General features: G+C 68.4%; 40 protein-coding genes. 37 read left to right on the top strand and 3 right to left on the bottom strand.

The features are described 5' to 3' along the window. Positions 1 to 305: 305 nt before the first annotated feature. Both ACMTAK_RS22350 and ACMTAK_RS22345 read right to left on the bottom strand, forming a co-directional pair. On the bottom strand, positions 306 to 893 hold the full coding sequence (locus ACMTAK_RS22350; protein ID WP_413807853.1) for a Uma2 family endonuclease: 588 nt from the start codon (positions 891 to 893) through the stop codon (positions 306 to 308). Between the two features lie 149 nt (positions 894 to 1,042). Next, positions 1,043 to 1,852, bottom strand: coding sequence for a DUF3152 domain-containing protein (locus ACMTAK_RS22345; RefSeq protein ID WP_413807852.1), 810 nt, complete (start codon positions 1,850 to 1,852; stop codon positions 1,043 to 1,045). A 606-nt stretch (positions 1,853 to 2,458) separates the two neighbouring features. Here ACMTAK_RS22345 and rpsJ point away from each other — a divergent pair. The 37 genes from rpsJ (at position 2,459) to ACMTAK_RS22160 (ending at position 24,249) form a co-directional block, all read left to right on the top strand. Beyond that, a complete protein-coding gene (gene rpsJ / locus ACMTAK_RS22340) occupies positions 2,459 to 2,767 on the top strand; it encodes a 30S ribosomal protein S10 (protein ID WP_003948644.1) in 309 nt (102 codons plus the stop codon). A gap of 13 nt (positions 2,768 to 2,780) precedes the next feature. Continuing rightward, a complete protein-coding gene (gene rplC, locus ACMTAK_RS22335) occupies positions 2,781 to 3,425 on the top strand; it encodes a 50S ribosomal protein L3 (protein WP_413807851.1) in 645 nt (214 codons plus the stop codon). Between the two features lie 8 nt (positions 3,426 to 3,433). After that, entirely contained in the window at positions 3,434 to 4,087 is a 654-nt protein-coding gene (gene rplD, locus ACMTAK_RS22330; RefSeq protein ID WP_037952891.1) for a 50S ribosomal protein L4, read from the top strand. After that, positions 4,087 to 4,413 (top strand): 50S ribosomal protein L23, encoded by a 327-nt coding sequence (gene rplW / locus ACMTAK_RS22325; protein ID WP_413807850.1) that lies wholly within the window; start codon positions 4,087 to 4,089, stop codon positions 4,411 to 4,413. The genes rplD and rplW overlap by 1 nt, the downstream gene beginning before the upstream one ends. A gap of 47 nt (positions 4,414 to 4,460) precedes the next feature. Beyond that, on the top strand, positions 4,461 to 5,297 hold the full coding sequence (rplB, locus tag ACMTAK_RS22320) for a 50S ribosomal protein L2 (protein WP_059148971.1): 837 nt from the start codon (positions 4,461 to 4,463) through the stop codon (positions 5,295 to 5,297). A 12-nt stretch (positions 5,298 to 5,309) separates the two neighbouring features. Further along, a complete protein-coding gene (gene rpsS / locus ACMTAK_RS22315) occupies positions 5,310 to 5,591 on the top strand; it encodes a 30S ribosomal protein S19 (RefSeq protein WP_020869258.1) in 282 nt (93 codons plus the stop codon). A gap of 40 nt (positions 5,592 to 5,631) precedes the next feature. Next, entirely contained in the window at positions 5,632 to 5,979 is a 348-nt protein-coding gene (gene rplV / locus ACMTAK_RS22310; RefSeq protein WP_014054168.1) for a 50S ribosomal protein L22, read from the top strand. Continuing rightward, on the top strand, positions 5,979 to 6,812 hold the full coding sequence (gene rpsC, locus ACMTAK_RS22305; RefSeq protein ID WP_413807849.1) for a 30S ribosomal protein S3: 834 nt from the start codon (positions 5,979 to 5,981) through the stop codon (positions 6,810 to 6,812). Before rplV ends, rpsC begins: the two co-directional genes overlap by 1 nt. A 4-nt stretch (positions 6,813 to 6,816) precedes the next feature. After that, positions 6,817 to 7,236: a 50S ribosomal protein L16 gene (rplP, locus tag ACMTAK_RS22300; protein WP_014178774.1), complete on the top strand. Its 420-nt coding sequence runs from the start codon at positions 6,817 to 6,819 to the stop codon at positions 7,234 to 7,236. Further along, on the top strand, positions 7,236 to 7,460 hold the full coding sequence (gene rpmC / locus ACMTAK_RS22295) for a 50S ribosomal protein L29 (RefSeq protein WP_009715874.1): 225 nt from the start codon (positions 7,236 to 7,238) through the stop codon (positions 7,458 to 7,460). Before rplP ends, rpmC begins: the two co-directional genes overlap by 1 nt. After that, complete coding sequence (gene rpsQ, locus ACMTAK_RS22290; protein ID WP_014054172.1) at positions 7,460 to 7,747, top strand: 30S ribosomal protein S17; 288 nt, start codon at positions 7,460 to 7,462, stop codon at positions 7,745 to 7,747. Before rpmC ends, rpsQ begins: the two co-directional genes overlap by 1 nt. Before the next feature lie 108 nt (positions 7,748 to 7,855). Further along, the gene (rplN, locus tag ACMTAK_RS22285) at positions 7,856 to 8,224 is read left to right on the top strand and encodes a 50S ribosomal protein L14 (protein WP_003998823.1); all 369 of its coding nucleotides are present in this window, start codon (positions 7,856 to 7,858) and stop codon (positions 8,222 to 8,224) included. 3 nt (positions 8,225 to 8,227) lie between these two features. Continuing rightward, positions 8,228 to 8,551 carry a 50S ribosomal protein L24 gene (gene rplX / locus ACMTAK_RS22280; RefSeq protein WP_014054173.1) on the top strand — a complete coding sequence of 108 codons (324 nt, stop codon included), beginning with the start codon at positions 8,228 to 8,230 and terminating at the stop codon, positions 8,549 to 8,551. Beyond that, positions 8,551 to 9,111 (top strand): 50S ribosomal protein L5, encoded by a 561-nt coding sequence (gene rplE, locus ACMTAK_RS22275; protein ID WP_413807848.1) that lies wholly within the window; start codon positions 8,551 to 8,553, stop codon positions 9,109 to 9,111. The genes rplX and rplE overlap by 1 nt, the downstream gene beginning before the upstream one ends. A 3-nt stretch (positions 9,112 to 9,114) precedes the next feature. Next, on the top strand, positions 9,115 to 9,300 hold the full coding sequence (locus tag ACMTAK_RS22270) for a type Z 30S ribosomal protein S14 (RefSeq protein ID WP_020869254.1): 186 nt from the start codon (positions 9,115 to 9,117) through the stop codon (positions 9,298 to 9,300). A gap of 209 nt (positions 9,301 to 9,509) precedes the next feature. Continuing rightward, positions 9,510 to 9,908: a 30S ribosomal protein S8 gene (rpsH, locus tag ACMTAK_RS22265; protein WP_037952895.1), complete on the top strand. Its 399-nt coding sequence runs from the start codon at positions 9,510 to 9,512 to the stop codon at positions 9,906 to 9,908. A gap of 20 nt (positions 9,909 to 9,928) precedes the next feature. After that, positions 9,929 to 10,468 carry a 50S ribosomal protein L6 gene (gene rplF / locus ACMTAK_RS22260; protein ID WP_020869252.1) on the top strand — a complete coding sequence of 180 codons (540 nt, stop codon included), beginning with the start codon at positions 9,929 to 9,931 and terminating at the stop codon, positions 10,466 to 10,468. A 3-nt stretch (positions 10,469 to 10,471) separates the two neighbouring features. Continuing rightward, positions 10,472 to 10,855 carry a 50S ribosomal protein L18 gene (gene rplR, locus ACMTAK_RS22255; RefSeq protein ID WP_020869251.1) on the top strand — a complete coding sequence of 128 codons (384 nt, stop codon included), beginning with the start codon at positions 10,472 to 10,474 and terminating at the stop codon, positions 10,853 to 10,855. Positions 10,856 to 10,898: 43 nt separating this feature from the next. Further along, positions 10,899 to 11,504 carry a 30S ribosomal protein S5 gene (rpsE, locus tag ACMTAK_RS22250; protein ID WP_020869250.1) on the top strand — a complete coding sequence of 202 codons (606 nt, stop codon included), beginning with the start codon at positions 10,899 to 10,901 and terminating at the stop codon, positions 11,502 to 11,504. A gap of 2 nt (positions 11,505 to 11,506) precedes the next feature. After that, positions 11,507 to 11,689: a 50S ribosomal protein L30 gene (gene rpmD, locus ACMTAK_RS22245; RefSeq protein WP_044571656.1), complete on the top strand. Its 183-nt coding sequence runs from the start codon at positions 11,507 to 11,509 to the stop codon at positions 11,687 to 11,689. Between the two features lies 1 nt (position 11,690). Then, positions 11,691 to 12,146 carry a 50S ribosomal protein L15 gene (gene rplO, locus ACMTAK_RS22240; protein WP_020869248.1) on the top strand — a complete coding sequence of 152 codons (456 nt, stop codon included), beginning with the start codon at positions 11,691 to 11,693 and terminating at the stop codon, positions 12,144 to 12,146. A 204-nt stretch (positions 12,147 to 12,350) separates the two neighbouring features. Further along, positions 12,351 to 13,664 (top strand): preprotein translocase subunit SecY, encoded by a 1,314-nt coding sequence (gene secY, locus ACMTAK_RS22235; RefSeq protein WP_413807847.1) that lies wholly within the window; start codon positions 12,351 to 12,353, stop codon positions 13,662 to 13,664. Beyond that, positions 13,664 to 14,320 carry an adenylate kinase gene (locus ACMTAK_RS22230; RefSeq protein ID WP_413807846.1) on the top strand — a complete coding sequence of 219 codons (657 nt, stop codon included), beginning with the start codon at positions 13,664 to 13,666 and terminating at the stop codon, positions 14,318 to 14,320. The genes secY and ACMTAK_RS22230 overlap by 1 nt, the downstream gene beginning before the upstream one ends. Before the next feature lie 116 nt (positions 14,321 to 14,436). Continuing rightward, positions 14,437 to 15,273, top strand: a complete 837-nt coding sequence (gene map, locus ACMTAK_RS22225; RefSeq protein WP_346167367.1) for a type I methionyl aminopeptidase — start codon at positions 14,437 to 14,439, stop codon at positions 15,271 to 15,273. 150 nt (positions 15,274 to 15,423) lie between these two features. Then, entirely contained in the window at positions 15,424 to 15,645 is a 222-nt protein-coding gene (gene infA, locus ACMTAK_RS22220; RefSeq protein WP_003956442.1) for a translation initiation factor IF-1, read from the top strand. A gap of 28 nt (positions 15,646 to 15,673) precedes the next feature. Next, on the top strand, positions 15,674 to 15,787 hold the full coding sequence (gene rpmJ / locus ACMTAK_RS22215) for a 50S ribosomal protein L36 (protein ID WP_003956441.1): 114 nt from the start codon (positions 15,674 to 15,676) through the stop codon (positions 15,785 to 15,787). A gap of 196 nt (positions 15,788 to 15,983) precedes the next feature. Continuing rightward, entirely contained in the window at positions 15,984 to 16,364 is a 381-nt protein-coding gene (gene rpsM / locus ACMTAK_RS22210; RefSeq protein ID WP_009715861.1) for a 30S ribosomal protein S13, read from the top strand. A 66-nt stretch (positions 16,365 to 16,430) separates the two neighbouring features. Beyond that, positions 16,431 to 16,835, top strand: a complete 405-nt coding sequence (gene rpsK, locus ACMTAK_RS22205; protein ID WP_009715860.1) for a 30S ribosomal protein S11 — start codon at positions 16,431 to 16,433, stop codon at positions 16,833 to 16,835. A gap of 28 nt (positions 16,836 to 16,863) precedes the next feature. After that, positions 16,864 to 17,490, top strand: coding sequence for a 30S ribosomal protein S4 (gene rpsD / locus ACMTAK_RS22200; RefSeq protein ID WP_413807845.1), 627 nt, complete (start codon positions 16,864 to 16,866; stop codon positions 17,488 to 17,490). 105 nt (positions 17,491 to 17,595) lie between these two features. After that, the gene (locus ACMTAK_RS22195) at positions 17,596 to 18,618 is read left to right on the top strand and encodes a DNA-directed RNA polymerase subunit alpha (RefSeq protein WP_138914399.1); all 1,023 of its coding nucleotides are present in this window, start codon (positions 17,596 to 17,598) and stop codon (positions 18,616 to 18,618) included. Positions 18,619 to 18,730: 112 nt separating this feature from the next. Then, on the top strand, positions 18,731 to 19,264 hold the full coding sequence (gene rplQ / locus ACMTAK_RS22190; protein WP_413807844.1) for a 50S ribosomal protein L17: 534 nt from the start codon (positions 18,731 to 18,733) through the stop codon (positions 19,262 to 19,264). Positions 19,265 to 19,348: 84 nt separating this feature from the next. Continuing rightward, positions 19,349 to 20,236, top strand: a complete 888-nt coding sequence (gene truA / locus ACMTAK_RS22185; RefSeq protein ID WP_413807843.1) for a tRNA pseudouridine(38-40) synthase TruA — start codon at positions 19,349 to 19,351, stop codon at positions 20,234 to 20,236. Between the two features lie 43 nt (positions 20,237 to 20,279). Further along, positions 20,280 to 21,158: an STAS domain-containing protein gene (locus ACMTAK_RS22180; protein WP_413807842.1), complete on the top strand. Its 879-nt coding sequence runs from the start codon at positions 20,280 to 20,282 to the stop codon at positions 21,156 to 21,158. After that, positions 21,155 to 21,565, top strand: a complete 411-nt coding sequence (locus tag ACMTAK_RS22175; RefSeq protein ID WP_119990736.1) for an STAS domain-containing protein — start codon at positions 21,155 to 21,157, stop codon at positions 21,563 to 21,565. The genes ACMTAK_RS22180 and ACMTAK_RS22175 overlap by 4 nt, the downstream gene beginning before the upstream one ends. Continuing rightward, on the top strand, positions 21,549 to 22,028 hold the full coding sequence (locus tag ACMTAK_RS22170; protein ID WP_413807841.1) for an anti-sigma regulatory factor: 480 nt from the start codon (positions 21,549 to 21,551) through the stop codon (positions 22,026 to 22,028). Before ACMTAK_RS22175 ends, ACMTAK_RS22170 begins: the two co-directional genes overlap by 17 nt. After that, positions 22,025 to 23,044: a SpoIIE family protein phosphatase gene (locus ACMTAK_RS22165; protein ID WP_413807840.1), complete on the top strand. Its 1,020-nt coding sequence runs from the start codon at positions 22,025 to 22,027 to the stop codon at positions 23,042 to 23,044. Before ACMTAK_RS22170 ends, ACMTAK_RS22165 begins: the two co-directional genes overlap by 4 nt. Continuing rightward, positions 23,041 to 24,249, top strand: a complete 1,209-nt coding sequence (locus ACMTAK_RS22160; RefSeq protein ID WP_413807839.1) for a PP2C family protein-serine/threonine phosphatase — start codon at positions 23,041 to 23,043, stop codon at positions 24,247 to 24,249. The genes ACMTAK_RS22165 and ACMTAK_RS22160 overlap by 4 nt, the downstream gene beginning before the upstream one ends. On the opposite strand, the gene ACMTAK_RS22155 is transcribed toward ACMTAK_RS22160, so the two are convergent. Next, entirely contained in the window at positions 24,243 to 24,770 is a 528-nt protein-coding gene (locus ACMTAK_RS22155; RefSeq protein ID WP_413807838.1) for a hypothetical protein, read from the bottom strand. The genes ACMTAK_RS22160 and ACMTAK_RS22155 overlap by 7 nt on opposite strands. Positions 24,771 to 24,792 lie beyond the last annotated feature (22 nt).

Below are 24,792 nucleotides of genomic sequence, written 5' to 3'. Positions count from 1 at the left end.
GGAGGTATCGGTCACAGATCGGGCACACCGTCGCCACGGGGCCGACGCATCTCGCCGGGGGTTCGGCCCTTTCGGTTACGTCAGTCGGCGATCAGCAGTGCGGCGGTTCACTATCCGATGCCGATGACCGCGATGATCACCGCCGGCCCCTTGCCGAGGGAGCCGCCCGCGCCCTCCTTGCCGAGGCAGAAGGCGGTGGCGGCCGCGAGGCCCCGGCGGAGGCGTCGTTGGGGGGATCGTTGACCACGGCGGCGATCACGGGGCTCGGTCGCCGCACCACCGTGCCTCCCGGGGGCGGTGCTCGCCTATGTGTAGCGCGGCAGGTTCTCGGTCGAGACGGTCCACTCGCCGATCGTGATGTCCTCCCCGTAGACGAAGTCCTTTCGGGTCGCGTAGCGAGGACCGTGAGCGGTGGGGTGGATGTCGGACAGTACGGAGCCCTCGCCCGTTCGGGGATCGAAGATCACATAAACGGGGATGCCGAGCTGTGGATAATCCCTTGCCTTGCCCACCCAGTCATTGTCCGGATTGGACCGCGACACGACCTCGATGGCGGCGAGGAGCGTATGCGGGTCGAGGGCCCCTTCGACGTCCATGTCCGCCTCGGCGATCACGATCACGTCGGGGTGGCGCAGCACGCCCGAGTTCGGGTCCTCGACGTCCGGTGTACCGGTATGGGCCAGCAGACCGTCCGGCATGACCTTCTCCAGCCGACGACTGATACGCGCCGCCGTCAGCTCGTGTGGCCCCCCCGGCGACATCATGTCGTGAACGATCCCTTCCTTGGTGATCTCCAGCTTTCCGGGAACGCTCTCCTGCATCTGCTCGACGATGTCCCGCATGGACTGGTAGCGGAGTGCGTCACGGTCGGCGTGATCCGGGGCGATCGTCATGGCGCTCGCTCCTCTCTCGGGCGGCGTGCCGCGTCGGGCGACGGGAAGACCTCGCAGCCATGCTAGCGACACGGATGGTTCCGGCCGTGGGCGCGAGCGGGGCCCTGGGTTGGGGCTGTCACCGGATTGGCCTGCTGGGCGGTTCGGCCTTATGAGACCGCCGGGCCCTCGATGTACCTGCTCTCCGCGTCGTAGGGCCACTCGTTCGCGACACAGCCCTTCAAGCCGTATATCTGCTGCATCATCACCGGCGCCCTCTTGCCCTTCCCCGGGCAGGTCTCGTGGCCGTGGCCGATGCGGTGGCCGACCTCGTGGTTGACGATCAGCGCCCGGTAGCCGCTGATGGGGCCGGAGAACTCCGGTGAGCCGGTGTTCCAGCGCTTGAGGTTGACCATGATCTGGGTGCCGGCGTCGCAGTTGACCTCGCCATGGGTGTCCAGGCCCACGGCGCCGCAGATCTTGTCGACCGTGTCCGGGGTGGCGATCTTCACCTCGAAGTCGGAGGGGCCGTCGGCGACCAGCTGGAAGGAGTGCTTGCCGTCGTTGGTCCAGCCGCGCTTGTCCGCGAGGATCGCCGAGATCTCTGTCGCGGCCCGCTTCGCGTCGGCGCCGGTGCCCTTCTCCACCATGACCTTGAACCGCCGGAGATCGCTTCCCTTGCCGATCACCGCGCCGGAGGACTTCGCGGTGACGAACTCGCCGGTCGCGGTGGTGGGAGAGCCCGGGCGAGGGGGCCTGGAGGTGGCCGAGATGGCGTCGGGCGGCGGAGGTGTCGCGTGGGCGGCGCGGGCCGTGCCGTCGTCGCCGTCGTCGCGTAACGCGAACACGACCCCGGCGATCAGGGCCGCACCGGCGGCCAGTGCCACCGCCACGTTCCGGAGGCGGGCGCTCCGGGTGGTGCGCCCCCGTCGTCCTGGTGGTGAGGTGGATGGGCCGGGGGCCTGCGCGGTGGAGGTCATGGGGGCGCTTCCAGGGGGTGTCAGCGGGGCGGGTGAATCGGCCGCGTGCGCATGCGCGTGAGCTGTCGGTGCCCCGGAGTGCGAGTGTGTCGTGTGTTCCCCTGGAGAGACGTGTGGGGAGGGTGACCGGTTGGGGCTTGTGCCCTGCTGTGCGCGGGGGCACATTGGGTAGCACAGTCGCATGTGACACTGTGCCCCGGCCTTCCGGTCCGCGCCGAGTTTGAAGCGTGCCCCGTGAGGGGTACGCTTCCGGGCCCCTGATTGGCGTCCGGAGCAGCCGCTATGGCACACTAGCCAGGTTGCTCGGTTGAGTGCCGATGCTGCGCGCCTCCCGCCGGGAGGACCGGAAGCGAGTCCCACAGTACTCGTCGCCCCTGATCAGGGGCGGAAGTACGGGAATCTTCCGGGAAGCGTCAGCGGGGCCCCAGCCAGGCGCCCGGTGGGTGACTTTCTCCCCCAGCAACCCCCTTCATCAGGGATCTCCGTGCGGAGATTTACGGGAAGGGGCGCGACACGCCCGACCGCGTGGGTCGGGAGTGAGGTGGAGGAGGACGCGAACGCCATCGGGTCCCAGAGCGTTACGAGAGACAGGACTACGAAGTAGCCATGGCGGGACAGAAGATCCGCATCCGGCTCAAGGCTTACGACCACGAGGTCATCGACTCCTCGGCGAAGAAGATCGTCGAGACGGTGACCCGGACTGGTGCGTCGGTCGCGGGCCCGGTGCCGCTGCCCACAGAGAAGAACGTGTACTGCGTCATCAAGTCGCCGCACAAGTACAAGGACTCGCGCGAGCACTTCGAGATGCGTACGCACAAGCGCCTCATCGACATCCTCGACCCCACGCCGAAGACGGTTGACTCGCTGATGCGTCTCGACCTGCCGGCCGGCGTCGACATCGAGATCAAGCTCTGAGGTGACGCGCGAGATGGCTAAGCAGATCAAGGGCGTCCTGGGCGAGAAGCTCGGCATGACGCAGGTGTGGGACGAGAACAACCGCGTCGTCCCGGTCACCGTCGTCAAGGCCGGTCCCTGCGTCGTGACCCAGGTCCGCACCGATGACGCGGACGGCTACAGCGCCGTCCAGATCGCCTTCGGCGAGATCGACCCGCGCAAGGTGAACAAGCCGCTCAAGGGCCACTTCGCCAAGGCGGATGTGACCCCGCGCCGCCACCTGGTGGAGCTGCGTACCGCCGACGCCGGTGAGTACACGCTCGGCCAGGAGGTCACGGCCGAGGTGTTCGAGTCCGGTGTCAGGGTCGACGTGACCGGCACCAGCAAGGGCAAGGGCACCGCCGGTGTCATGAAGCGCCACGGCTTCGGCGGCCTCGGCGCCGGCCACGGCACCCAGCGCAAGCACCGCTCGCCGGGCTCCATCGGTGGCTGCGCCACCCCGGGCCGCGTGTTCAAGGGCCTGCGCATGGCCGGCCGCATGGGCAATGAGCGGGTCACCACCCAGAACCTGACCGTCCACGCCGTTGACGCGGAGAAGGGTCTGCTCCTGATCAAGGGAGCGGTTCCTGGTCCGAACGGCGGCCTCGTCCTGGTCCGTACCGCGGCCAAGGGGGCCTGAGGTAACCGATGAGCACCATTGACATCCTTTCGCCGGCAGGCGACAAGGCCGGGTCCGTCGAGCTCCCCGCGGAGATCTTCGACGCGCAGGTCAGCGTTCCGCTGATCCACCAGGTCGTCGTCGCCCAGCTGGCCGCTGCCCGCCAGGGCACGCACAAGACCAAGACCCGTGGTGAGGTCCGCGGCGGTGGCAAGAAGCCGTACCGCCAGAAGGGCACCGGCCGCGCGCGCCAGGGTTCGACCCGCGCGCCGCAGTTCGCCGGCGGTGGCGTCGTGCACGGCCCCGTGCCGCGCGACTACAGCCAGCGCACCCCGAAGAAGATGAAGGCCGCCGCGCTGCGCGGTGCCCTCTCCGACCGGGCGCGTCACGAGCGCATTCACGTCGTGACCGGCGTGGTCGACGGTGAGATCTCCACCAAGGCCGCGAAGGCCCTGCTGGGCAAGATCAGTGAGCGCAAGAACGTGCTCCTGGTCGCCGAGCGGAGCGACGAGGCCGCGTGGCTGTCCGCCCGCAACCTGCCCCAGGTGCACATCCTGGAGCCGGGCCAGCTGAACACGTACGACGTGCTCGTCTCCGACGACGTGGTCTTCACCAAGGCCGCCTTCGAGTCCTTCGTGGCTGGTCCCAAGGCCGCTGAGAAGACCGAAGGGAGCGCCGCCTGATGAGTGAGGCGACCGCTGTCACCAGCAAGACCTTCACCGACCCCCGCGACGTCCTCGTCAAGCCGGTGGTCTCGGAGAAGAGCTACGCGCTGCTGGACGAGAACAAGTACACGTTCATCGTCGACCCGCGCGCGAACAAGACCCAGATCAAGCAGGCCGTCGAGGCGGTCTTCTCGGTCAAGGTCACCGGGGTCAACACGATCAACCGCCAGGGCAAGCGCAAGCGCACCCGCACCGGTTTCGGCAAGCGCAAGGACACCAAGCGCGCCATCGTGACCCTCGCCGAGGGCGACCGCATCGACATCTTCGGCGGCCCGACCTCCTGACGGGGGTCGGAACGTCCAGAAGTCCGGAATCTTCCGAGGACTGAGAAATGGGTATCCGCAAGTACAAGCCGACGACCCCGGGCCGTCGTGGCTCCAGCGTCGCCGACTTCGTCGAGATCACGCGGTCCACGCCGGAGAAGTCGCTGGTCCGCCCGCTGCACAGCAAGGGTGGTCGTAACAACGCCGGCCGCATCACGGTCCGCCACCAGGGTGGCGGTCACAAGCGTGCGTACCGCGTGATCGACTTCCGCCGTCACGACAAGGACGGCGTCCCGGCGAAGGTCGCGCACATCGAATACGACCCCAACCGCACCGCGCGCATCGCGCTGCTGCACTACGCCGACGGCGAGAAGCGCTACATCCTCGCGCCGCGCGGCCTGACGCAGGGCGACCGGATCGAGAACGGCCCGGGCGCCGACATCAAGCCCGGCAACAACCTCTCGCTGCGCAACATCCCGGTTGGTACCACGCTCCACGCCATCGAGCTGCGGCCCGGCGGCGGCGCGAAGTTCGCCCGCTCCGCGGGTGCCTCCGTGCAGCTGCTGGCGAAGGAGGGCTCCATGGCCCACCTCCGCATGCCGTCCGGTGAGATCCGCCTGGTCGACGTCCGCTGCCGCGCCACTGTCGGCGAGGTCGGCAACGCCGAGCAGTCGAACATCAACTGGGGCAAGGCCGGCCGCATGCGCTGGAAGGGCGTCCGCCCGACCGTTCGTGGTGTGGTCATGAACCCCGTCGACCACCCGCACGGTGGTGGTGAGGGCAAGACCTCCGGTGGTCGCCACCCGGTCTCGCCGTGGGGTCAGAAGGAGGGCCGTACGCGCTCGCCGAAGAAGGCCAGCAACAAGTACATCGTCCGCCGCCGCAAGACGAACAAGAAGCGCTAGGAGCGGGTTTAGATGCCGCGCAGTCTCAAGAAGGGGCCCTTCGTCGACGACCACCTGATCAAGAAGGTGGACACGCAGAACGAAGCAGGCACCAAGAACGTCATCAAGACCTGGTCCCGCCGCTCGATGATCGTCCCGGCCATGCTCGGCCACACGATCGCGGTGCACGACGGCCGCAAGCACGTCCCGGTGTTCGTCACCGAGTCGATGGTCGGCCACAAGCTCGGCGAGTTCGCGCCGACCCGCACCTTCCGCGGCCATGAGAAGGACGACCGCAAGTCGCGTCGTCGCTGATCAGCGGAAAAGACTCATGACAGACACCGAAGGGACAACCATGGAAGCCAGGGCCCAGGCGCGGTACATCCGCGTCACGCCCATGAAGGCCCGCCGCGTGGTGGACCTCATCCGTGGCATGAGTGCCACGGAGGCCCAGGCGGTCCTGCGTTTCGCCCCGCAGGCCGCGAGCGTGCCGGTCGGCAAGGTGCTGGACAGCGCCATCGCCAACGCCGCGCACAACTACGACCACACCGACGCCGACAGCCTCGTCATCTCCGAGGCATACGTCGACGAGGGCCCGACTCTGAAGCGGTTCCGTCCGCGTGCCCAGGGCCGCGCCTACCGGATCCGCAAGCGGACCAGCCACATCACCGTGGTCGTCAGCAGCAAGGAAGGAACCCGGTAATGGGCCAGAAGGTAAACCCGCACGGGTTCCGGCTCGGCATCACCACCGACTTCAAGTCGCGCTGGTACGCCGACAAGCTGTACAAGGACTACGTCAAGGAAGACGTCGCCATCCGCCGGATGATGACGAAGGGCATGGAGCGCGCCGGTATCTCCAAGGTGGAGATCGAGCGCACCCGTGACCGCGTCCGCGTCGACATCCACACCGCCCGGCCGGGCATCGTCATCGGCCGCCGCGGCGCGGAGGCCGACCGTATCCGTGGCGAGCTGGAGAAGCTCACCGGCAAGCAGGTGCAGCTCAACATCCTCGAGGTGAAGAACCCCGAGGTGGACGCTCAGCTGGTGGCCCAGGCCGTCGCCGAGCAGCTCTCCTCCCGCGTCTCCTTCCGTCGTGCGATGCGCAAGTCGATGCAGAGCTCGATGAAGGCCGGTGCCAAGGGCATCAAGATCCAGTGTGGTGGCCGTCTCGGCGGCGCCGAGATGTCCCGCTCGGAGTTCTACCGCGAGGGCCGCGTGCCCCTGCACACGCTCCGCGCGAACGTCGACTACGGCTTCTTCGAGGCCAAGACCACCTTCGGCCGCATCGGCGTCAAGGTGTGGATCTACAAGGGCGACGTGAAGAACATCGCCGAGGTCCGCGCCGAGAACGCCGCCGCCCGCGCCGGCAACCGCCCGTCGCGTGGTGGCAGCGACCGCCCGCAGCGCCGTGGTGGCGAGCGCGGTGGCCGTGGCCGTAAGCCGCAGCAGTCCGCCGCGCCCGCCGCCGAGGCCGGCAAGGCCGAGGCGCCCGCCGCGGCGGCGGCCGAGCCCAGCGCAGCCGGAAAGGAGAGCTGACCCCATGCTGATCCCTCGCAGGGTCAAGCACCGCAAGCAGCACCACCCCAAGCGGTCCGGCATGGCCAAGGGCGGTACGGAGCTGGCGTTCGGCGAGTACGGCATCCAGGCCGTCACCCCGGCGTACGTCACCAACCGTCAGATCGAGGCCGCTCGTATCGCGATGACCCGCCACATCAAGCGTGGCGGCAAGGTCTGGATCAACATCTACCCGGACCGTCCGCTGACGAAGAAGCCTGCTGAGACCCGCATGGGTTCCGGTAAGGGCTCGCCGGAGTGGTGGATCGCGAACGTCAAGCCCGGTCGGGTGATGTTCGAGCTGTCCTACCCGAACGAGAAGACTGCGCGTGAGGCGCTCACCCGCGCTGCTCACAAGCTCCCGATGAAGTGCCGGATCGTTCGGCGCGAGGCAGGTGAGTCGTGATGGCGGCCGGTACCAAGGCGTCCGAGCTGCGTGAGCTGAACAACGAGGACCTCGTTGGCAAGCTGCGTGAGGCCAAGGAAGAGCTGTTCAACCTCCGCTTCCAGGCGGCGACCGGACAGCTCGAGAACCACGGCCGGCTGAAGGCCGTCCGGAAGGACATCGCCCGGATCTACACCCTGATGCGGGAGCGCGAGCTCGGCATCGAGACGGTGGAGAGCGCCTGATGAGCGAGACGAATGTGACTGAGAACGCAACGCAGAACCGCGGCTTCCGCAAGACCCGTGAGGGTCTGGTCGTCAGCGACAAGATGGACAAGACCGTCGTCGTCGCAGTCGAGGACCGCGTCAAGCACGCGCTGTACGGCAAGGTCATCCGCCGTACCAACAAGCTCAAGGCGCACGACGAGCAGAACGCCGCGGGTGTCGGCGACCGCGTCCTCCTGATGGAGACCCGGCCGCTGTCCGCGACCAAGCGCTGGCGCGTCGTCGAGATCCTCGAGAAGGCCAAGTAATTCCTGCGGGGATTCCCCCGCAGGACAGTTCCGCCAGGCTTGGCGGGCCGTGCGCGAAACGTTTTGCGCACGGCCCGCCGGGAACCGGCAGACGATCAGGAGATAGACGTGATCCAGCAGGAGTCGCGACTGCGCGTCGCCGACAACACGGGCGCGAAGGAGATCCTTTGCATCCGTGTTCTCGGTGGCTCCGGTCGCCGCTACGCGGGCATTGGTGACGTCATCGTCGCCACCGTCAAGGACGCGATCCCCGGTGGCAACGTGAAGAAGGGTGACGTCGTCAAGGCGGTCATCGTGCGCACCGTGAAGGAGCGCCGCCGCCCGGACGGTTCGTACATCCGCTTCGACGAGAACGCGGCCGTCATCCTCAAGAACGATGGCGACCCCCGCGGCACCCGTATCTTCGGCCCGGTGGGCCGTGAGCTGCGCGAGAAGAAGTTCATGAAGATCATCTCGCTCGCGCCGGAGGTGCTGTAACCGATGAAGATCAAGAAGGGCGACCTGGTCCAGGTCATCACCGGTAAGGACAAGGGCAAGCAGGGCAAGGTCATCGCGGCCTTCCCGCGCGAGGACCGGGTCCTGGTCGAGGGTGTCAACCGGGTCAAGAAGCACACCAAGGCCGGACAGACCGCTCGTGGTTCGAAGACCGGCGGCATCGTGACGACCGAGGCCCCGATCCACGTGAGCAATGTGCAGCTCGTGGTGGAGAAGGACGGAAACAAGGTCGTCACCCGCGTCGGATACCGCTTCGACGACGAGGGCAACAAGATCCGCGTTGCCAAGCGGACCGGTGAGGACATCTGATGACTGCCACCACCATTGCACCGCGCCTCAAGGCGCGCTACCGCGAAGAGATCCAGGGCAAGCTGCAGGAGCAGTTCTCCTACGAGAACGTCATGCAGATCCCGGGTCTGACCAAGGTCGTGGTCAACATGGGTGTGGGCGACGCCGCCCGCGACTCCAAGCTGATCGAGGGCGCCATCCGCGACCTCGCCACGATCACCGGCCAGAAGCCCGCCGTCACCAAGGCCCGTAAGTCCATCGCGCAGTTCAAGCTGCGTGAGGGCCAGCCGATCGGCGCCCACGTCACCCTCCGCGGTGACCGCATGTGGGAGTTCCTGGACCGTCTGGTGTCGCTCGCGCTTCCGCGCATCCGCGACTTCCGCGGTCTGTCGCCGAAGCAGTTCGACGGCCGGGGCAACTACACCTTCGGTCTCACGGAGCAGGTCATGTTCCACGAGATCGACCAGGACAAGATCGACCGCGTCCGGGGTATGGACATCACCGTGGTGACCACGGCGACCAACGACGACGAGGGCCGCGCCCTGCTGCGTCACCTCGGCTTCCCGTTCAAGGAGGCGTGAGCCGTGGCGAAGAAGGCTCTCATTGCCAAGGCCGGCCGCAAGCCCAAGTTCGGCGTGCGTGGGTACACGCGCTGCCAGCGCTGCGGACGTCCGCACTCCGTGTACCGCAAGTTCGGCCTGTGCCGCGTGTGCCTCCGTGAGATGGCTCACCGCGGCGAGCTGCCGGGCGTGACCAAGAGCTCCTGGTAATCGACCCTTACGGGTTGATACCGGGCTCTCGGTAAGCAAATGGATGGCGAGGCCCGCCCTTCCGCTCGCGTAGAGTAGAAGGGTTGGGCGCTCGCCGCCCAGAATCCTTACTACGCCGTAGGTCCCCGCGCCGCACCCGTGCCCGCCACTGAGCGGGTGAGAGGGATGGCGCATACAGGAAACCCCGGCGAGAGAGGCCGAAGGCCATCATGACCATGACCGATCCGATCGCAGACATGCTGACGCGTCTGCGAAACGCGAACTCGGCGTACCACGACTCCGTCGTGATGCCCCACAGCAAGATCAAGTCGCATATCGCGGAGATCCTCCAGCAGGAGGGCTACATCACCGGCTGGAAGGTCGAGGACGCCGAGGTCGGCAAGAGCCTCATCCTCGAGCTGAAGTTCGGCCCGAACCGCGAGCGCTCGATCGCCGGCATCAAGCGGATCTCGAAGCCGGGCCTGCGGGTCTACGCAAAGTCCACCAACCTGCCGAAGGTGCTCGGCGGCCTGGGCGTGGCGATCATCTCCACGTCGCACGGGCTCCTCACCGACAAGCAGGCCGGCAAGAAGGGCGTGGGTGGGGAAGTCCTCGCCTACGTCTGGTAACCAGGGAACGGAGGAAGCACATGTCGCGCATTGGCAAGCTGCCCATCCAGGTTCCCGCTGGTGTGGACGTCACCATCGATGGCCGCACGGTCGCCGTGAAGGGTCCCAAGGGCTCTCTCTCGCACACCGTCGCCGCGCCGATCGAGGTCGCCAAGGGTGAGGACAACGCCCTCGTTGTCACCCGCCCGAACGACGAGCGTCAGAACAAGGCCCTGCACGGCCTGTCGCGCACGCTGGTGGCGAACATGATCACCGGCGTGACCCAGGGCTACAGCAAGGCGCTCGAGATCAGCGGTGTCGGTTACCGCGTCCAGGCCAAGGGCTCCAACCTGGAGTTCTCCCTGGGCTACAGCCACCCGATCCTGGTCGAGGCCCCGGAGGGCATCACCTTCAAGGTGGAGTCCCCGACCAAGCTGAGCGTCGAGGGCATCGACAAGCAGAAGGTCGGCGAGGTCGCCGCGAACATCCGCAAGCTGCGCAAGCCCGACCCGTACAAGGCCAAGGGCGTGAAGTACGCGGGCGAGGTCATCCGCCGCAAGGTCGGAAAGGCTGGTAAGTAAGCCATGGCATACGGTGTGAAGATTGCCAAGGGCAACGCTCGCAAGGCCGCTGCCGTCAAGCGGCGTCACATCCGCGTCCGCAAGCGGGTCTCCGGTACGCCGGTCCGCCCCCGCCTCGTGGTGACGCGGTCCAACCGTCACATGGTGGCGCAGGTCATCGACGACATCGCGGGCCACACCCTGGCCTCGGCGTCGACGCTGGACAGCTCCATCCGGGCGGCCGAGGGCGACAAGAGCGCCCAGGCGCAGCAGGTCGGCGCCCTGGTGGCCGAGCGGGCGAAGGCCGCGGGCATCGAGGCCGTCGTGTTCGACCGCGGTGGCAACAAGTACGCCGGGCGCATCGCCGCTCTGGCGGACGCCGCCCGCGAGGCCGGGCTGAAGTTCTGAGCCCCGGTTCCAACGCAAAGCGGAAACGAGAGAGGTAAATCCAATGGCTGGACCCCAGCGCCGCGGTGGCGGCGCCGGTGGCGGCGAGCGGCGGGACCGGAAGGACCGGCGGGACGGTGGCGCTGCCGCCGAGAAGACCGCTTACGTCGAGCGTGTTGTCGCGATCAACCGCGTCGCCAAGGTTGTGAAGGGTGGTCGTCGCTTCAGCTTCACCGCGCTGGTCGTGGTGGGCGACGGTGATGGCACCGTGGGTGTCGGTTACGGCAAGGCCAAGGAGGTGCCGGCCGCGATCGCCAAGGGCGTGGAGGAGGCCAAGAAGCACTTCTTCAAGGTCCCCCGGATCGCCGGCACCATCCCGCACCCGATCCAGGGTGAGGAGGCCGCGGGTGTCGTGCTGCTGAAGCCGGCGTCTCCCGGTACCGGTGTGATCGCCGGTGGCCCGGTGCGCGCCGTGCTGGAGTGCGCGGGCATCCACGACGTGCTGAGCAAGTCGCTCGGCTCCTCGAACCCGATCAACATCGTGCACGCCACGGTGGCCGCTCTGCGGGGCCTTCAGCGCCCCGAGGAGATCGCCGCCCGCCGTGGTCTGCCGCTCGAGGACGTCGCTCCCGCCGCTCTGCTGCGGGCGCGTGCCGGGGTGGGTGTGTGAGCATGGCCCGCCTCAAGATCACGCAGACGAAGTCGTACATCGGCAGCAAGCAGAACCACCGCGACACTCTGCGTTCGCTCGGGCTGAAGAGGCTCGGCGACGTGGTCGTCAAGGAGGACCGCCCCGAGTTCCGCGGCATGGCGCAGACCGTGCGGCACCTCGTGACGGTCGAGGAGGTCGACTGACATGGCGGAGAACAACCCGCTGAAGGTCCACAACCTCCGGCCCGCCCCGGGCGCCAAGACCGCCAAGACCCGTGTCGGTCGTGGTGAGGCGTCCAAGGGTAAGACCGCTGGTCGTGGCACCAAGGGCACCAAGGCCCGCTACCAGGTTCCGGAGCGCTTCGAGGGTGGGCAGATGCCCCTCCACATGCGGCTCCCGAAGCTCAAGGGCTTCAAGAACCCCTTCCGCACCGAGTACCAGGTCGTGAACCTGGACCGGCTGGCCGCGCTCTACCCCGAGGGTGGCGAGGTCACGGTGGCCGATCTGGTCGCCAAGGGTGCGGTTCGCAAGAACCAGCTCGTCAAGGTGCTGGGCTCCGGTGAGGTCTCCGTGGCGCTCCAGGTGACGGTCGACGCCGTCTCCGGCTCCGCCAAGGAGAAGATCACCGCCGCCGGTGGCACCGTCACCGAGCTCGTCTGAGCACGGTGCGTTTCTGACCGGGGGTGCCCCAGATACGGGGCATCCCCGGTTGGTCGTTCCAAGCGGGGCCGGGTCGCCGGTAAGGTGGCTGGCGTTGTTACCTTCCGCGCGGTACGTCTCCGCGCGGGTCCTGGCTGATAAGTATCCGTCGATCCTCAAGACCGTCACCTCTCGCGAAGCGACGCGGGGGGCGCAGGAGGCACCGTGCTCACCGCGTTCGCCCGGGCGTTCAAGACGCCCGACCTGCGCAAGAAGCTGCTGTTCACGCTGGGCATCATCGTGCTCTTCCGGCTCGGGCAACATGTCCCGATCCCGGGCATCGACTATAAGAACGTCCAGACGTGCATGGACCTCGCCAAGGGCCAGCAGGGGCTGTTCGGCTTGGTCAACATGTTCAGTGGTGGCGCACTGCTCCAGATCACCATCTTCGCGCTGGGGATCATGCCGTACATCACGGCGAGCATCATCCTGCAGCTGCTGACCGTGGTGATCCCGCGCCTTGAGGCCCTCAAGAAGGAGGGCCAGGCCGGTCAAGGGAAGATCACGCAGTACACCCGCTATCTGACCATCGCGCTGGCGATCCTCCAGGGCACCGGCCTGGTGGCCACCGCCCGCAGCGGCTCGCTCTTCCAGAGCTGCCCGGTCGGCGGTCAGATCGTACGGGACGACTCGATCTTCACCACCGCCGTGATGGTCATCACGATGACCGCGGGCACCGCGCTGATCATGTGGCTCGGTGAGCTGGTCACCGACCGCGGCATCGGCAACGGCATGTCGATCCTGATGTTCGTCTCCATCGCCGCCGGCTTCCCGAGCGCGATGTGGAGCATCAGGCAGCAGGGCAAGATCATGGACGGCTGGCTGGAGTTCGGCCTGGTGATCCTCTGTGGTCTGGCCATGGTCGGCCTGGTGGTCTTCGTCGAGCAGGCCCAGCGCCGGATCCCCGTGCAGTACGCCAAACGCATGATCGGCCGTCGCTCGTACGGCGGTACGTCCACCTACATTCCGATGAAGGTGAACCAGGCGGGTGTGATCCCCGTGATCTTCGCCTCATCGCTGCTGTACATCCCGGCGCTGATCGTCCAGTTCTCCAATTCCAAGGCCGGCTGGGCGACCTGGATCTCGCAGAACTTCGTCAAGGGCGACCACCCGATCTACATCGCCACGTACTTCCTGCTGATCGTCTTCTTCGCATTCTTCTATGTCGCCATCAGCTTCAACCCCGAAGAAGTTGCCGACAACATGAAGAAGTATGGTGGGTTCATCCCGGGTATCCGGGCTGGTCGTCCCACCGCGGAGTATCTGAGCTACGTGCTGAACCGCATCACGTGGCCCGGTGCGCTCTATCTGGGCTTGATCGCCCTGGTGCCCACGGTGGCGCTGGTGACGCTCAACGCCAACCAGAACTTCCCGTTCGGCGGCACGAGCATCCTGATCATCGTGGGTGTCGGCCTGGAGACTGTGAAGCAGATCGAGAGCCAGCTTCAGCAGCGACACTACGAAGGGTTCCTCCGCTGATGCGAATCGTCCTCGTCGGGCCTCCGGGAGCCGGCAAGGGTACGCAGGCCGCGTACCTCGCCGAGAAGCTGTCGATCCCGCATATCTCCACCGGCGACCTGTTCCGCGCGAACATCAGCCAGGGCACCCCCCTCGGCAAGCAGGCGCAGGAGTACATGCGGGCCGGACAGCTGGTACCGGACGAGGTCACCATCGGCATGGCGGAGGACCGGCTGGACCAGGACGACGCGCAGCCGGGCTTCCTGCTGGACGGGTTCCCGAGGAACCAGATCCAGGCCGAGGCCCTGGACACCTATCTGGGGCAGCGCGGTGTCTCGCTGGACGCGGTGCTGGACCTGGAGGTCCCCGAGTCCGAGGTGATCAAGCGCATCGCGGGCCGTCGTACCTGCCGCAACGACAGCTCGCACACCTTCCACGTGGAGTACAAGCCGCCGAAGGCCCAGGGCGTGTGCGACGTCTGCGGCGGCGAGCTGTACCAGCGCGAGGACGACAGCGAGGAAACGGTCCGCGACCGGCTGGAGGTCTACCACAGCCAGACCGAGCCGATCATCGACTACTACAAGACCCAGGGCCTGGTCGTGACGATCTCGGCGCTGGGCAAGGTGTCCGAGGTCACCCAGCGGGCGATGGACGCCCTGGCGGCGAAGGCGGCCTGAGAGCCGCCAGGACCTGTACGGAACGGCCGCGGTGCCCGGCACGGGCACCGCGGCCGTATCGTTGAGCAGATACGTCACAGCACGGACCGCATCAGAGACCGACTCCGGAAGGCCCCATGGTGGAGATCAAGACTCCCGAGCAGATCGCGAAGATGCGTGAGGCGGGACTGGTCGTCGCCGCCATTCACGAGGCGACACGGGCGGCGGCCGTCCCCGGCGCCAGCACCAAGGATCTGGACGATGTCGCCCGTAAGGTCATCGCCGACCACGGCGCCAAGTCGAACTTCCTGGGGTACGGCGGCTTCCCCGCCACCATCTGCACCTCGGTGAACGACATCGTGGTGCACGGCATCCCGGACCGGGAGACCGTCCTCAAGGACGGCGACATCATCTCCATCGACGCGGGCGCGATCGTGGACGGCTGGCACGGCGACGCCGCCTTCACCGCCTTCGTGGGCACCGGTCACGCCCCGGAGCTGTACGAGCTCAGCCGGGTCACCGAGGAGTCGATGTGGGCCGGGATCGCGGCGGTCCGCAAGGGCAACCGGCTGGTCGACATCTCCAAGGCGATCGAGGGCTACATCCGCCGCCAGCCCCGCCCGGCCTCCGGCAAGTACGGGATCATCGAGGACTACGGCGGCCACGGCATCGGCACCCAGATGCACATGGACCCGCATCTGCTGAACTACGTCTCCAAGAAGCGCGGCAAGGGCCCCCGGCTGGTCTCCGGCTTCTGCATCGCGATCGAGCCCATGGTGAGCCTGGGCACCGCGAAGACGCATGTGCTGGCCGACGACTGGACGGTCAAGACGGACGACGGCACCTGGTCCAGCCACTGGGAGCACTCGGTCGCGCTGACCGAGGAGGGCCCACTGGTGCTGACCGCCGTGGACGGCGGCAAGGCCAAGCTGGCCGAGCTGGGCGTGGAGACCGCGCCCGACCCGCTGGCATGACGATCTCCGTGGGCATAAAGATCTCAAAATGGGGGCATGATGCCCCCGATTCGTGTTTCGGGATGCCCTGACGTAGACTGACACGTCGGCTCTCGCATGCCCTCCCGCATGTCGCGAGCCGATCAAGGTAGCCGATCCCGAAAGCAGGACATGGCCAAGAAGCAAGGCGCCATCGAAATCGAGGGCACCGTGATCGAGTCTCTGCCGAACGCGATGTTCAAGGTGGAGCTTCAGAACGGTCACAAGGTCCTCGCGCACATCAGCGGCAAGATGCGTATGCACTACATCCGCATCCTGCCCGATGACCGGGTTGTCGTGGAGTTGTCTCCGTACGACCTCACGCGCGGACGGATCGTCTACCGCTACAAGTAGATCTCACGACCCGGAGAACCTCACACCCATGAAGGTCAAGCCGAGCGTCAAGAAGATCTGCGACAAGTGCAAGGTGATCCGCCGCCACGGCCGGGTCATGGTCATTTGCGACAACCTGCGCCACAAGCAGCGCCAGGGCTGACGCACACCGGCCGAAATCCTGCACCACTCGCAGTATCTTCGCGCGACGTCATAACTTTGCGTACATACGCAGTCACCCGTTCCCGCCTGGCGGGGACGACACCCCCGGTCGGAGGCCGGGGACCCGGGAGCCGTCCCGTACGGCGGCCGGGAGTGGTGCTGCGGAAGACCTCCGACAACCATCTGGAGCCAGATTCATGGCACGCCTCGCAGGCGTTGATCTCCCGCGCGAAAAGCGCGTCGAGGTCGCCCTCACCTACGTCTTCGGCATCGGTCGCACCCTTGCCCAGCAGACGCTCGCCAACACCGGTGTGAACCCGGACACCCGCGTTCGCGACCTGGCCGAAGAGGACCTGGTCAAGATCCGCGAGTACGTGGACAACAACATCAAGACCGAGGGTGACCTCCGTCGCGAGATCCAGGCCGACATCCGCCGCAAGGTCGAGATCGGCTGCTACCAGGGTCTGCGCCACCGCCGCGGCCTTCCGGTCCACGGCCAGCGCACGTCGACCAACGCCCGCACCCGCAAGGGCCCGCGTCGCGCGATCGCCGGCAAGAAGAAGCCGGGCAAGAAGTAGTCCGCACCGGACGCTGTCAAGCGGTCCGAGCTGTAGGACCGACCACCTCCACGGGAGATTTCGAGAATGCCTCCGAAGAGCAGGACGGCCGGCGCCAAGAAGGTGCGCCGCAAGGAAAAGAAGAACGTCGCCCACGGGCACGCTCACATCAAGAGCACGTTCAACAACACCATCGTCTCGATCACGGACCCGACCGGGAATGTGATCTCTTGGGCCTCGGCCGGCCACGTCGGCTTCAAGGGCTCGCGCAAGTCCACTCCGTTCGCCGCGCAGATGGCCGCCGAGTCGGCCGCCCGCCGCGCGCAGGAGCACGGCATGCGCAAGGTCGACGTGTTCGTCAAGGGTCCGGGCTCCGGCCGTGAGACCGCGATCCGCTCCCTCCAGGCCACCGGCCTGGAGGTGGGCTCGATCCAGGACGTCACTCCGACTCCGCACAACGGATGCCGCCCGCCCAAGCGTCGGCGTGTCTGACCGGCTGAAGTAGGAGACAACAGAAACAATGGCGCGTTACACCGGGGCCGACTGCAAGCGTTGCCGTCGGGAGAAGCAGAAGCTCTTCCTCAAGGGGAGCAAGTGCGAGAGCGCGAAGTGCCCGATCGAGATCCGTCCTTACCCCCCGGGTGAGCACGGTCGCGGGCGCACCAAGGACAGCGAGTACCTGCTGCAGCTCCGTGAGAAGCAGAAGGCGACCCGCATCTACGGAGTCCTTGAGAAGCAGTTCCGTGGTTACTACGCGGAGGCGAACAAGAAGTCCGGCAAGACCGGTGAGAACCTTCTTCGCATCCTCGAGACCCGACTGGACAACGTGGTTTACCGGGCCGGCTTCGCCAAGTCCCGCGACCATGCCCGTCAGCTGGTCCGCCACGGTCACTTCACCGTGAACGGCGTCAAGACCGACATTCCGTCGGCTCGGGTCACCGTGAACGACATCGTCGAGGTTCGTCCGAAGTCCCGGACCATGACCCCCTTCCAGGTGGCTCAGGCCGAGGCGGGCGAGCGCACGGTGCCGGCGTGGCTGGAGGCCATTCCGTCGCAGCTGCGGATCCTCGTGCACTCGATGCCCGAGCGCCAGGTGATCGACACCCAGGTGCAGGAGCAGCTGATCGTCGAGCTCTACTCCAAGTAGTAGCGATGACGATACGGGCGGTACGGAGCCGTTTGGCACGTACCGCCCGTACCATTGAAGGGTTCGGCGTCAAATAGCGGGCGCCGAAGACTGGAGGCAAAACCCATGCTGATCGCTCAGCGTCCCTCGTTGACCGAAGAGGTCGTCGACGAGTTCCGCTCCCGGTTCGTGATCGAGCCGCTGGAGCCGGGCTTCGGCTACACCCTCGGAAACTCCCTGCGTCGTACGCTCCTCTCCTCGATCCCCGGTGCGGCTGTGACCAGCATCCGGATCGACGGGGTCCTGCACGAGTTCACCACCGTGCCGGGCGTCAAGGAGGACGTCACCGACCTGATCCTCAACATCAAGCAGCTGGTCGTCTCCTCGGAGCACGACGAGCCGGTCGTGATGTACCTGCGCAAGCAGGGCCCGGGTCTGGTCACCGCCGCCGACATCGCGCCGCCGGCCGGTGTCGAGGTGCACAACCCCGACCTGGTCCTGGCCACGCTGAACGGCAAGGGCAAGCTGGAGATGGAGCTGACCGTCGAGCGCGGTCGCGGCTATGTCTCCGCCGTGCAGAACAAGCAGGTCGGCCAGGAGATCGGCCGGATCCCGGTCGACTCGATCTACTCGCCGGTGCTCAAGGTCACCTACAAGGTCGAGGCGACCCGTGTCGAGCAGCGCACCGACTTCGACAAGCTGGTCGTCGACGTCGAGACCAAGCAGGCCATGCGGCCGCGTGACGCCATGGCGTCGGCCGGTAAGACCCTGGTCGAGCTGTTCGGCCTGGCCCGCGAGCTGAACGTGGACGCCGAGGGCATCGACATGGGTCCGTCCCCGACGGACGCCGCCCTCGCCGCCGACCTGGCGCTGCCGATCGAGGAGCTCGAGCTCACCGTTCGTTCGTACAACTGCCTGAAGCGCGAGGGCATCCACTCCGTGGGTGAGCTCGTGGCGCGGTCCGAGGCGGACCTGCTCGACATCCGGAACTTCGGCGCCAAGTCGATCGACGAGGTCAAGGCGAAGCTGGCCGGTATGGGCCTCGCGCTCAAGGACAGCCCGCCCGGATTCGACCCGACCGCCGCCGCTGACGCCTTCGGCGCCGATGACGACGCGGATGCCGGTTTCGTGGAGACCGAGCAGTACTAGAACCTGCTGGTCCGCTGTGGCTGAGGCGTTGTCCTCAATCGCCGGACGGGCTGGATTTTGTTCACTGACACCGGTACCTCATACGGCCGGTGCAGACATCTAGGAGATAGACATGCCGAAGCCCACCAAGGGCGCCCGTCTGGGCGGCAGCGCTGCGCACGAGCGGCTCCTGCTGGCGAACCTCGCCACCGCGCTGTTCGAGCACGGCCGGATCACCACCACCGAGGCGAAGGCCCGCCGCCTGCGCCCGGTCGCGGAGAAGCTGGTCACCAAGGCGAAGAAGGGCGACCTTCACAACCGCCGTCTGGTGCTCCAGACCATCCGCGACAAGAGCGTCGTGCACACTCTCTTCACCGAGATCGGGCCGCGCTACGAGAACCGGCCGGGTGGTTACACCCGCATCACCAAGATCGGTAACCGCCGTGGCGACAACGCCCCGATGGCGGTCATCGAGCTGGTCGAGGCGCTGACCGTGCAGCAGGAGGCGGTCGGCGAGGCCGAGGCCGCCACCAAGCGCACCGCCAAGGACGCTGCCGGTGACCAGGCCGTCGCGGACCTCAAGAAGGAGACCCCGGCCGCCGAGGCCGCCGAGGCTCCGGCAGAGGCCGAGGCTCCGGCAGAGGCCGAGGAGTCGAAGGACGCCTGAGGCGTTCGACGGCTTTCGTCGTACGGACGGGCCCGCCCCCAGATCCTGGGAGCGGGCCCGTTCCGCATGGAGAGGAACGGTTGGGTGAGTGACGAGGCGGCGCCCGGTTTCGTACGGGTCCGGCTGGATCTGAGTTACGACGGCAAGGACTTCTCGGGCTGGGCCAAGCAGCGCGAGCGGCGCACCGTACAGGGCGAGCTGGAGAGCGCGCTGCGGACGGTGACGCGCTCCGCGGAGACCTTCGAGCTGACCGTCGCCGGCCGCACCGACGCGGGGGTCCACACCCGCGGCCAGGTGGCGCACGTGGATCTGCCCGAGGCGCTGTGGGCCGAGCACCGGGACAGGCTGCTGCGGCGGCTGGCCGGCCGGCTGCCCCATGACATACGGGTCTGGAAGGTCGCCGAGGCCCCGTCCGGGTTCAACGCCCGCTTCTCCGCGATCTGGCGGCGCTACGCCTACCGGGTCACCGACCACCCCGGCGGGGTCGACCCGCTGCTGCGCGGCCATGTGCTGTGGCACGACTGGCCGCTGGACGTGGACGCCATGAACGCCGCCTCGACACGGCTCCTGGGCGAGCACGACTTCGCCGCGTACTGCAAGAAGCGCGACGGTGCCACCACCATCCGCACCCTCCAGCGGCTGGACTGGGTGCGCGGGGCGGACGGCGTGATCACGGCCACGGTGCGGGCGGACGCTTTCTGCCACAACATGGTGCGCTCGCTGGTGGGCGCGCTGCTCTTCGTCGGTGACGGTCACCGCCCGCCGGACTGGCCCGCCAAGGTGCTCTCCGCCGGGCTGCGCGACTCCGCCGTCCATGTCGTACGCCCCCATGGCCTGACCCTCGAGGAGGTCGGCTACCCGGCCGACGACCAACTCGCGGCCCGTAACCGCGAGTCCCGCAACAAGCGCTCCCTGCCGGGGGCCACGGCGATCGGCATGATGCGGCTTCCGGGGCACCCGGAAGATCGATAAAATTTGCCAACCGAGAACGGTCGCCGACCGCGAAGGGAACCGCGTGAGTACCAGCGAGGCCGCTGTGCGAGAGCGTCTGACCAGGGCGCTCCACGAACGCGGCGAGGAGATCGCCGATCGCTGGGTCGAGCTGCAGATGGAGCAGGCCCTGCTCGCCACCGACATCGGGGAGGCCGAACTCCACGAGGAGGCCGATGCCTTGATCGAGGCGCTGGTCCCGGGACTGCGGAGCGGTGTGCCGGCGGACCGCGTGGTGACCTCCAGCCCGGGGCTGCACGAGGCCGTGGTCGGTCTGTCGCTGCGCCGGGCGCGGGCCGGGGCCACTCCGACGGCGACCTCGCTCGCGGTGCTGGCGCTCAAGGAGGCGCTGCTGACGGCGGTGCAGCGGGACACCCGGGACGCCGAGGAGCTGTTCGCCTCGGCCGTCTTCATGAACCGGCTGCTCGATGTGGCCGGGGCGCTGTCCTTCGAGACGTATGTGGACGGCCGGGAGGAGATCATCCGCCGGCAGAGCCAGCAGCTGATGGAGCAGTCGACGCCGGTGGTGCGGCTGTGGCGACAGGTGCTGGCCGTGCCGCTGATCGGCACGCTGGACACCGCCCGGACCCAGGTGGTGATGGAGAATCTGCTCCAGGCCATCCAGGACCATGAGGCGCTGGTCGCGATCATCGACATCACGGGTGTGCCGACGGTGGACACCGCCGTCGCCCAGCATCTGATGCAGACCGTGAACGCGGTGCGGCTGATGGGCGCGGACTGTGTGATCAGCGGGGTGCGCCCCTCGATCGCCCAGACCATCGCCCAGCTCGGCATCGATCTGTCCACCATCCTCACGCGGGCGACGCTGGCCGACGCGCTGGCCGCCGCGATCAAGATGATCGACGGGCCCGGGCCCGACGGTGACGAAGGAGACGGCCGGTGACCGGTCAGCCCCAGCCCGGCGTTCCGATTCTGCGACTGGGAGACGTCCTGGTCACCGGCCTGCTCAATGAACTCGACGACCGGACCGCCATCGCCTTCACCGAGGAGCTGACCGAGCGGATCTCGGCCGAGGGCGCCCGTGGGGTGCTCATCGACATCTCCCGGCTGGAGGTCATCGACTCCTTCGTGGCCCGGACGCTGATGGAGCTGACCACGGTCGCCCGGCTGCTGGGGGCGCGGGTGATCGTGGCCGGGATGCGACCGCCGGTGGCGATCACCCTGGTCGAGCTCGGGATCGAGCTCGTCGGCGTGGAGACCGCACTCAATCCGGAGCAGGGCTTGGCCGCGCTGGGGTGGCGTCAGGCCCCACAGCCCCTGGAAGGGGCCCGACGTGGCACTGCCCGGTGAATTCACCCTCGCCTCCCGCGGGCCCAAGACGCCCTCGCGGACGGATGGCCGGCGCCCGCCCGCGCCGGCCTCGTACCCGGTGCGCACGGAGGAGGATCTGCTGACGGTCCGCCATGCCGTGCGCGCGGCCACCGTCGAGGTGGGCTTCGGCCTGGTGGACCAGACCCGCGTGGTCACGGCCGCCAGCGAGCTCGCCCGTAACGCCTATGTCCACGGGGGCGGCGGCACGGTGACCCTGGAGTATCCGCGCGACCCCCGCGGACGGCGGGGGCTGCGGCTGGTCGTCAAGGACGAGGGGCCGGGGATCGCCGACCTCGACGCGGCGCTCACCGACGGCTTCACCACCGGCTCGGGCCTGGGCCACGGGCTGGGCGGCGCCCGGCGGCTGATGGACGAGTTCTCCGCGCGTACCGGCCCGGGTGAGGGCACGGTGGTGGTCGTCACCCGCTGGACGGCGCGGTGACCCATACGTTCACGGCGCCCACCGTCCAGGTGCGCGTCGACCACCGCAGCGCCGTGCATCTGGCCGCCGAGGCGGCGCGTGAGGTGGCGCGGGCGTGCGAGCTGCCGGGGGCGCTGCCCGACCAGGCGGCGGTGATCGCCTCGGAACTGGCGACCAACCTGGACAAGCACGCCGACGACGGCACGCTCTACGTCCAGCCGCTGCCGCTGGGCCGCGGGGTGGAGATCCTCGCCGCCGACCGCGGCCCCGGTATGCACGACCCCGAGCGCTGTCTGGCGGACGGCTACACCACCTCCGGAACGCTGGGGGCCGGGCTCGGCGCCGTCAAGCGGATGGCGACCCACTTCCATATGCGCAGCGCCGACGGCACCCACGCGGGCACCTGGGCCTGCGCCCGGCTCACCGCGCCGGGCGAGCAGCGGCCGGAGTGGCAGGGGGTGGGCGCGGTCTGTCTGCCCGCCGAGGGGGAGGAGGGCTGCGGCGACGCCTGCGCGATCGTCGACACGGACTCCGCCCGCACCGCGGTCGTCCTGGACGGTCTGGGCCACGGCCGGCCCGCCGCCGAGGCGGCCCAGGCGGCGCTGCGGACCTTCCACGCCGATCCCGACCGGCCGCTGCCGGAGGTGCTCACCCGGATGAACCGGGCCCTGCGGCACACCCGAGGGGCCGCGGTGGGCGTGCTGCGGCTGCGTCCCGAGCACGCCGACTACTGCGGTATCGGCAACATCCGCGCCCTCGCCCTGAGCCACGACCGGGTTCGGCACCGGCTGATCGGGCAGCCCGGTATCGTCGGCTGGGGAATGCCCACCCCTCGCGTCCACGACTTCCCGCTGCCCCAGGGCGGTACGGCGGTGCTGCACAGTGACGGCATCGACGCCCGCTGGTCGCTCGACCCGCCCCCGTCCGTACTCCGCCTCCCGCCGCCCCTGTTGTCCGCCGCACTCGCCCATGGCCACCGCCGCGTCCGCGACGACGCCACGGTGCTCGCGGCCAGGTCCCCCTTGAGGCTGCCATGACGACGAGGAACCTCATCTGCGCCACGACGGCGGGGCTCAGCCGGGCCGTTCGGGCGCTGGCCCGGGAGCACGCCCTGGACCCCGCGGTCCGGGCGCGCCTGGTGCTGTCCGCCGCCGAGGCCGCCGGGGCGGCGCTGCGCGCCGGGCGGGAGACGGGCCTCGAGTGGGGTTACGAACCGGCCGGGGGGCTGCTCACGGTGGTGCTGCGGACCCCGGGCGACACGGGTCCGGTGGCGGTGGATCTCCCGATGGCCCCCGACGAGGTGACCGGGGGCCGGATGGTCTGGCGCCTCCCGGCGTCACCCCCGTCCGGCGCCGCGGACGAGGCGCCCGACGAGGGTGCCCTCGCCGCGGAGGAGCTGCGCGCGGTCGTGGCCGCCGCCGACGCGCTCACCTCCGAGCACCGCCGTCTCAAGGACGAACTCGCCGAGACCAACAGCGGGGTGCTCGCGCTCTACGTCCAGCTCGACGAGCGGGACAAGCAGTTGCGCACCGCGCACGGCCAGACCCTGCGGGAGCTGGAGGACGCGCTGCGCCCGGCGCCCATCGAGGCCGACGGTCTGGAACTCGCCGTGCACTACGAGCCGGCCGGCACCGACGCGCCGACCGGCGGGGATCTGTACGACTGGTTCGTGCTGCCCGACGGCACCGTCCACATCACCATCGTGGATGCCCTGGGCCATGGGGTGACCAGTACGCGCAGCGCGCTCAACGTCACCCACGCGGTGCGCACCCTGGCCCTGGAGGGCCACCGGCTCGAGTCGATCGTGGCCCGCACCGACGAGATCCTGCGCCCCTTCGACCGGTCCGTGATGGCCACCGTGCAGCTCGCCCGGATCGATCCGGCCACCGGTGAGCTGTGGCTGGCCAATGGGAGCCACCCGCCCGCGCTGCTGCTGTGCCGCGACGGGTCGGCCCGGTATCTGGAGGCCCGGGGGCGCGGAATCGGCTTTCCGCTGCCCGGCAGCGAGACCCCGCTGACCGAGCGGCTGGCGCCCGGGGACCTCCTCCTGCTCTACACCGACGGTCTCACCGAGAGCCGCCGGGACCCGATCGAGGGCGAGAAGCGCCTGATCGAGGCCGCGCACAAGCATCTGCAGAGCCCGACGGAGGAGGTTCCCGGCGCCATCGCGGAGGATATGCACACGGTGATCCTCCATCCGGATGACACCCTCGCGCTGGCGGTGCGGCTCACCGGTCAGTGATCGGCGGCCGGGCCGAGGCGCTGCCGAGGGACACGGCCCCGCTCGAGGTCCCGCTGACGGGGGCCCGGAGGCGGGAGCGGGCGCTCGTCGTGCGGCTGGGCACGGACCAGCTGTTCGAACAGGGGACGCGCCGCGACCAGCGCCTCCCGCATCCGCTCCGTGGCCGTCTCGCCGTCGTGCACCCGCGCCGCCATGGCGTGCAGGCGGCGGTAGCCGTCGGTCTCCTCGGGGTGACGGACGGACAGCGCGTCCATTCGCTTCTCCTCGGACTCGGCCGGATAGCCGCGGTCGACGGCCAACGCGCCCATCAGCCGGTCGGCTTCGCGCAGGGCCCATCCGGGGGAGTCCACGAACCGCTCCTGTAGGCCCGCCCACCGTGCCGCGTACTGCTCCCTGGCTTCCGAGGGCAGGCTTCGGACCGGCAGCTCGCCCTTGCGGCCCTGCCGCACCGAGGGGGCGATCGCAAGACCGGCCATGGCGGCCAGTACCGCCAGCAGGATGATGAGCGTGACTGTTGACATCGCTGTGCCTTCCGCAGAGATT

Source organism: Streptomyces lacaronensis (genome assembly GCF_047337785.1).
In the GTDB taxonomy this organism is placed as follows: Bacteria; Actinomycetota; Actinomycetes; order Streptomycetales; family Streptomycetaceae; genus Streptomyces; species Streptomyces lycopersici.
This window is presented reverse-complemented; position numbering and strand designations above follow the sequence as displayed.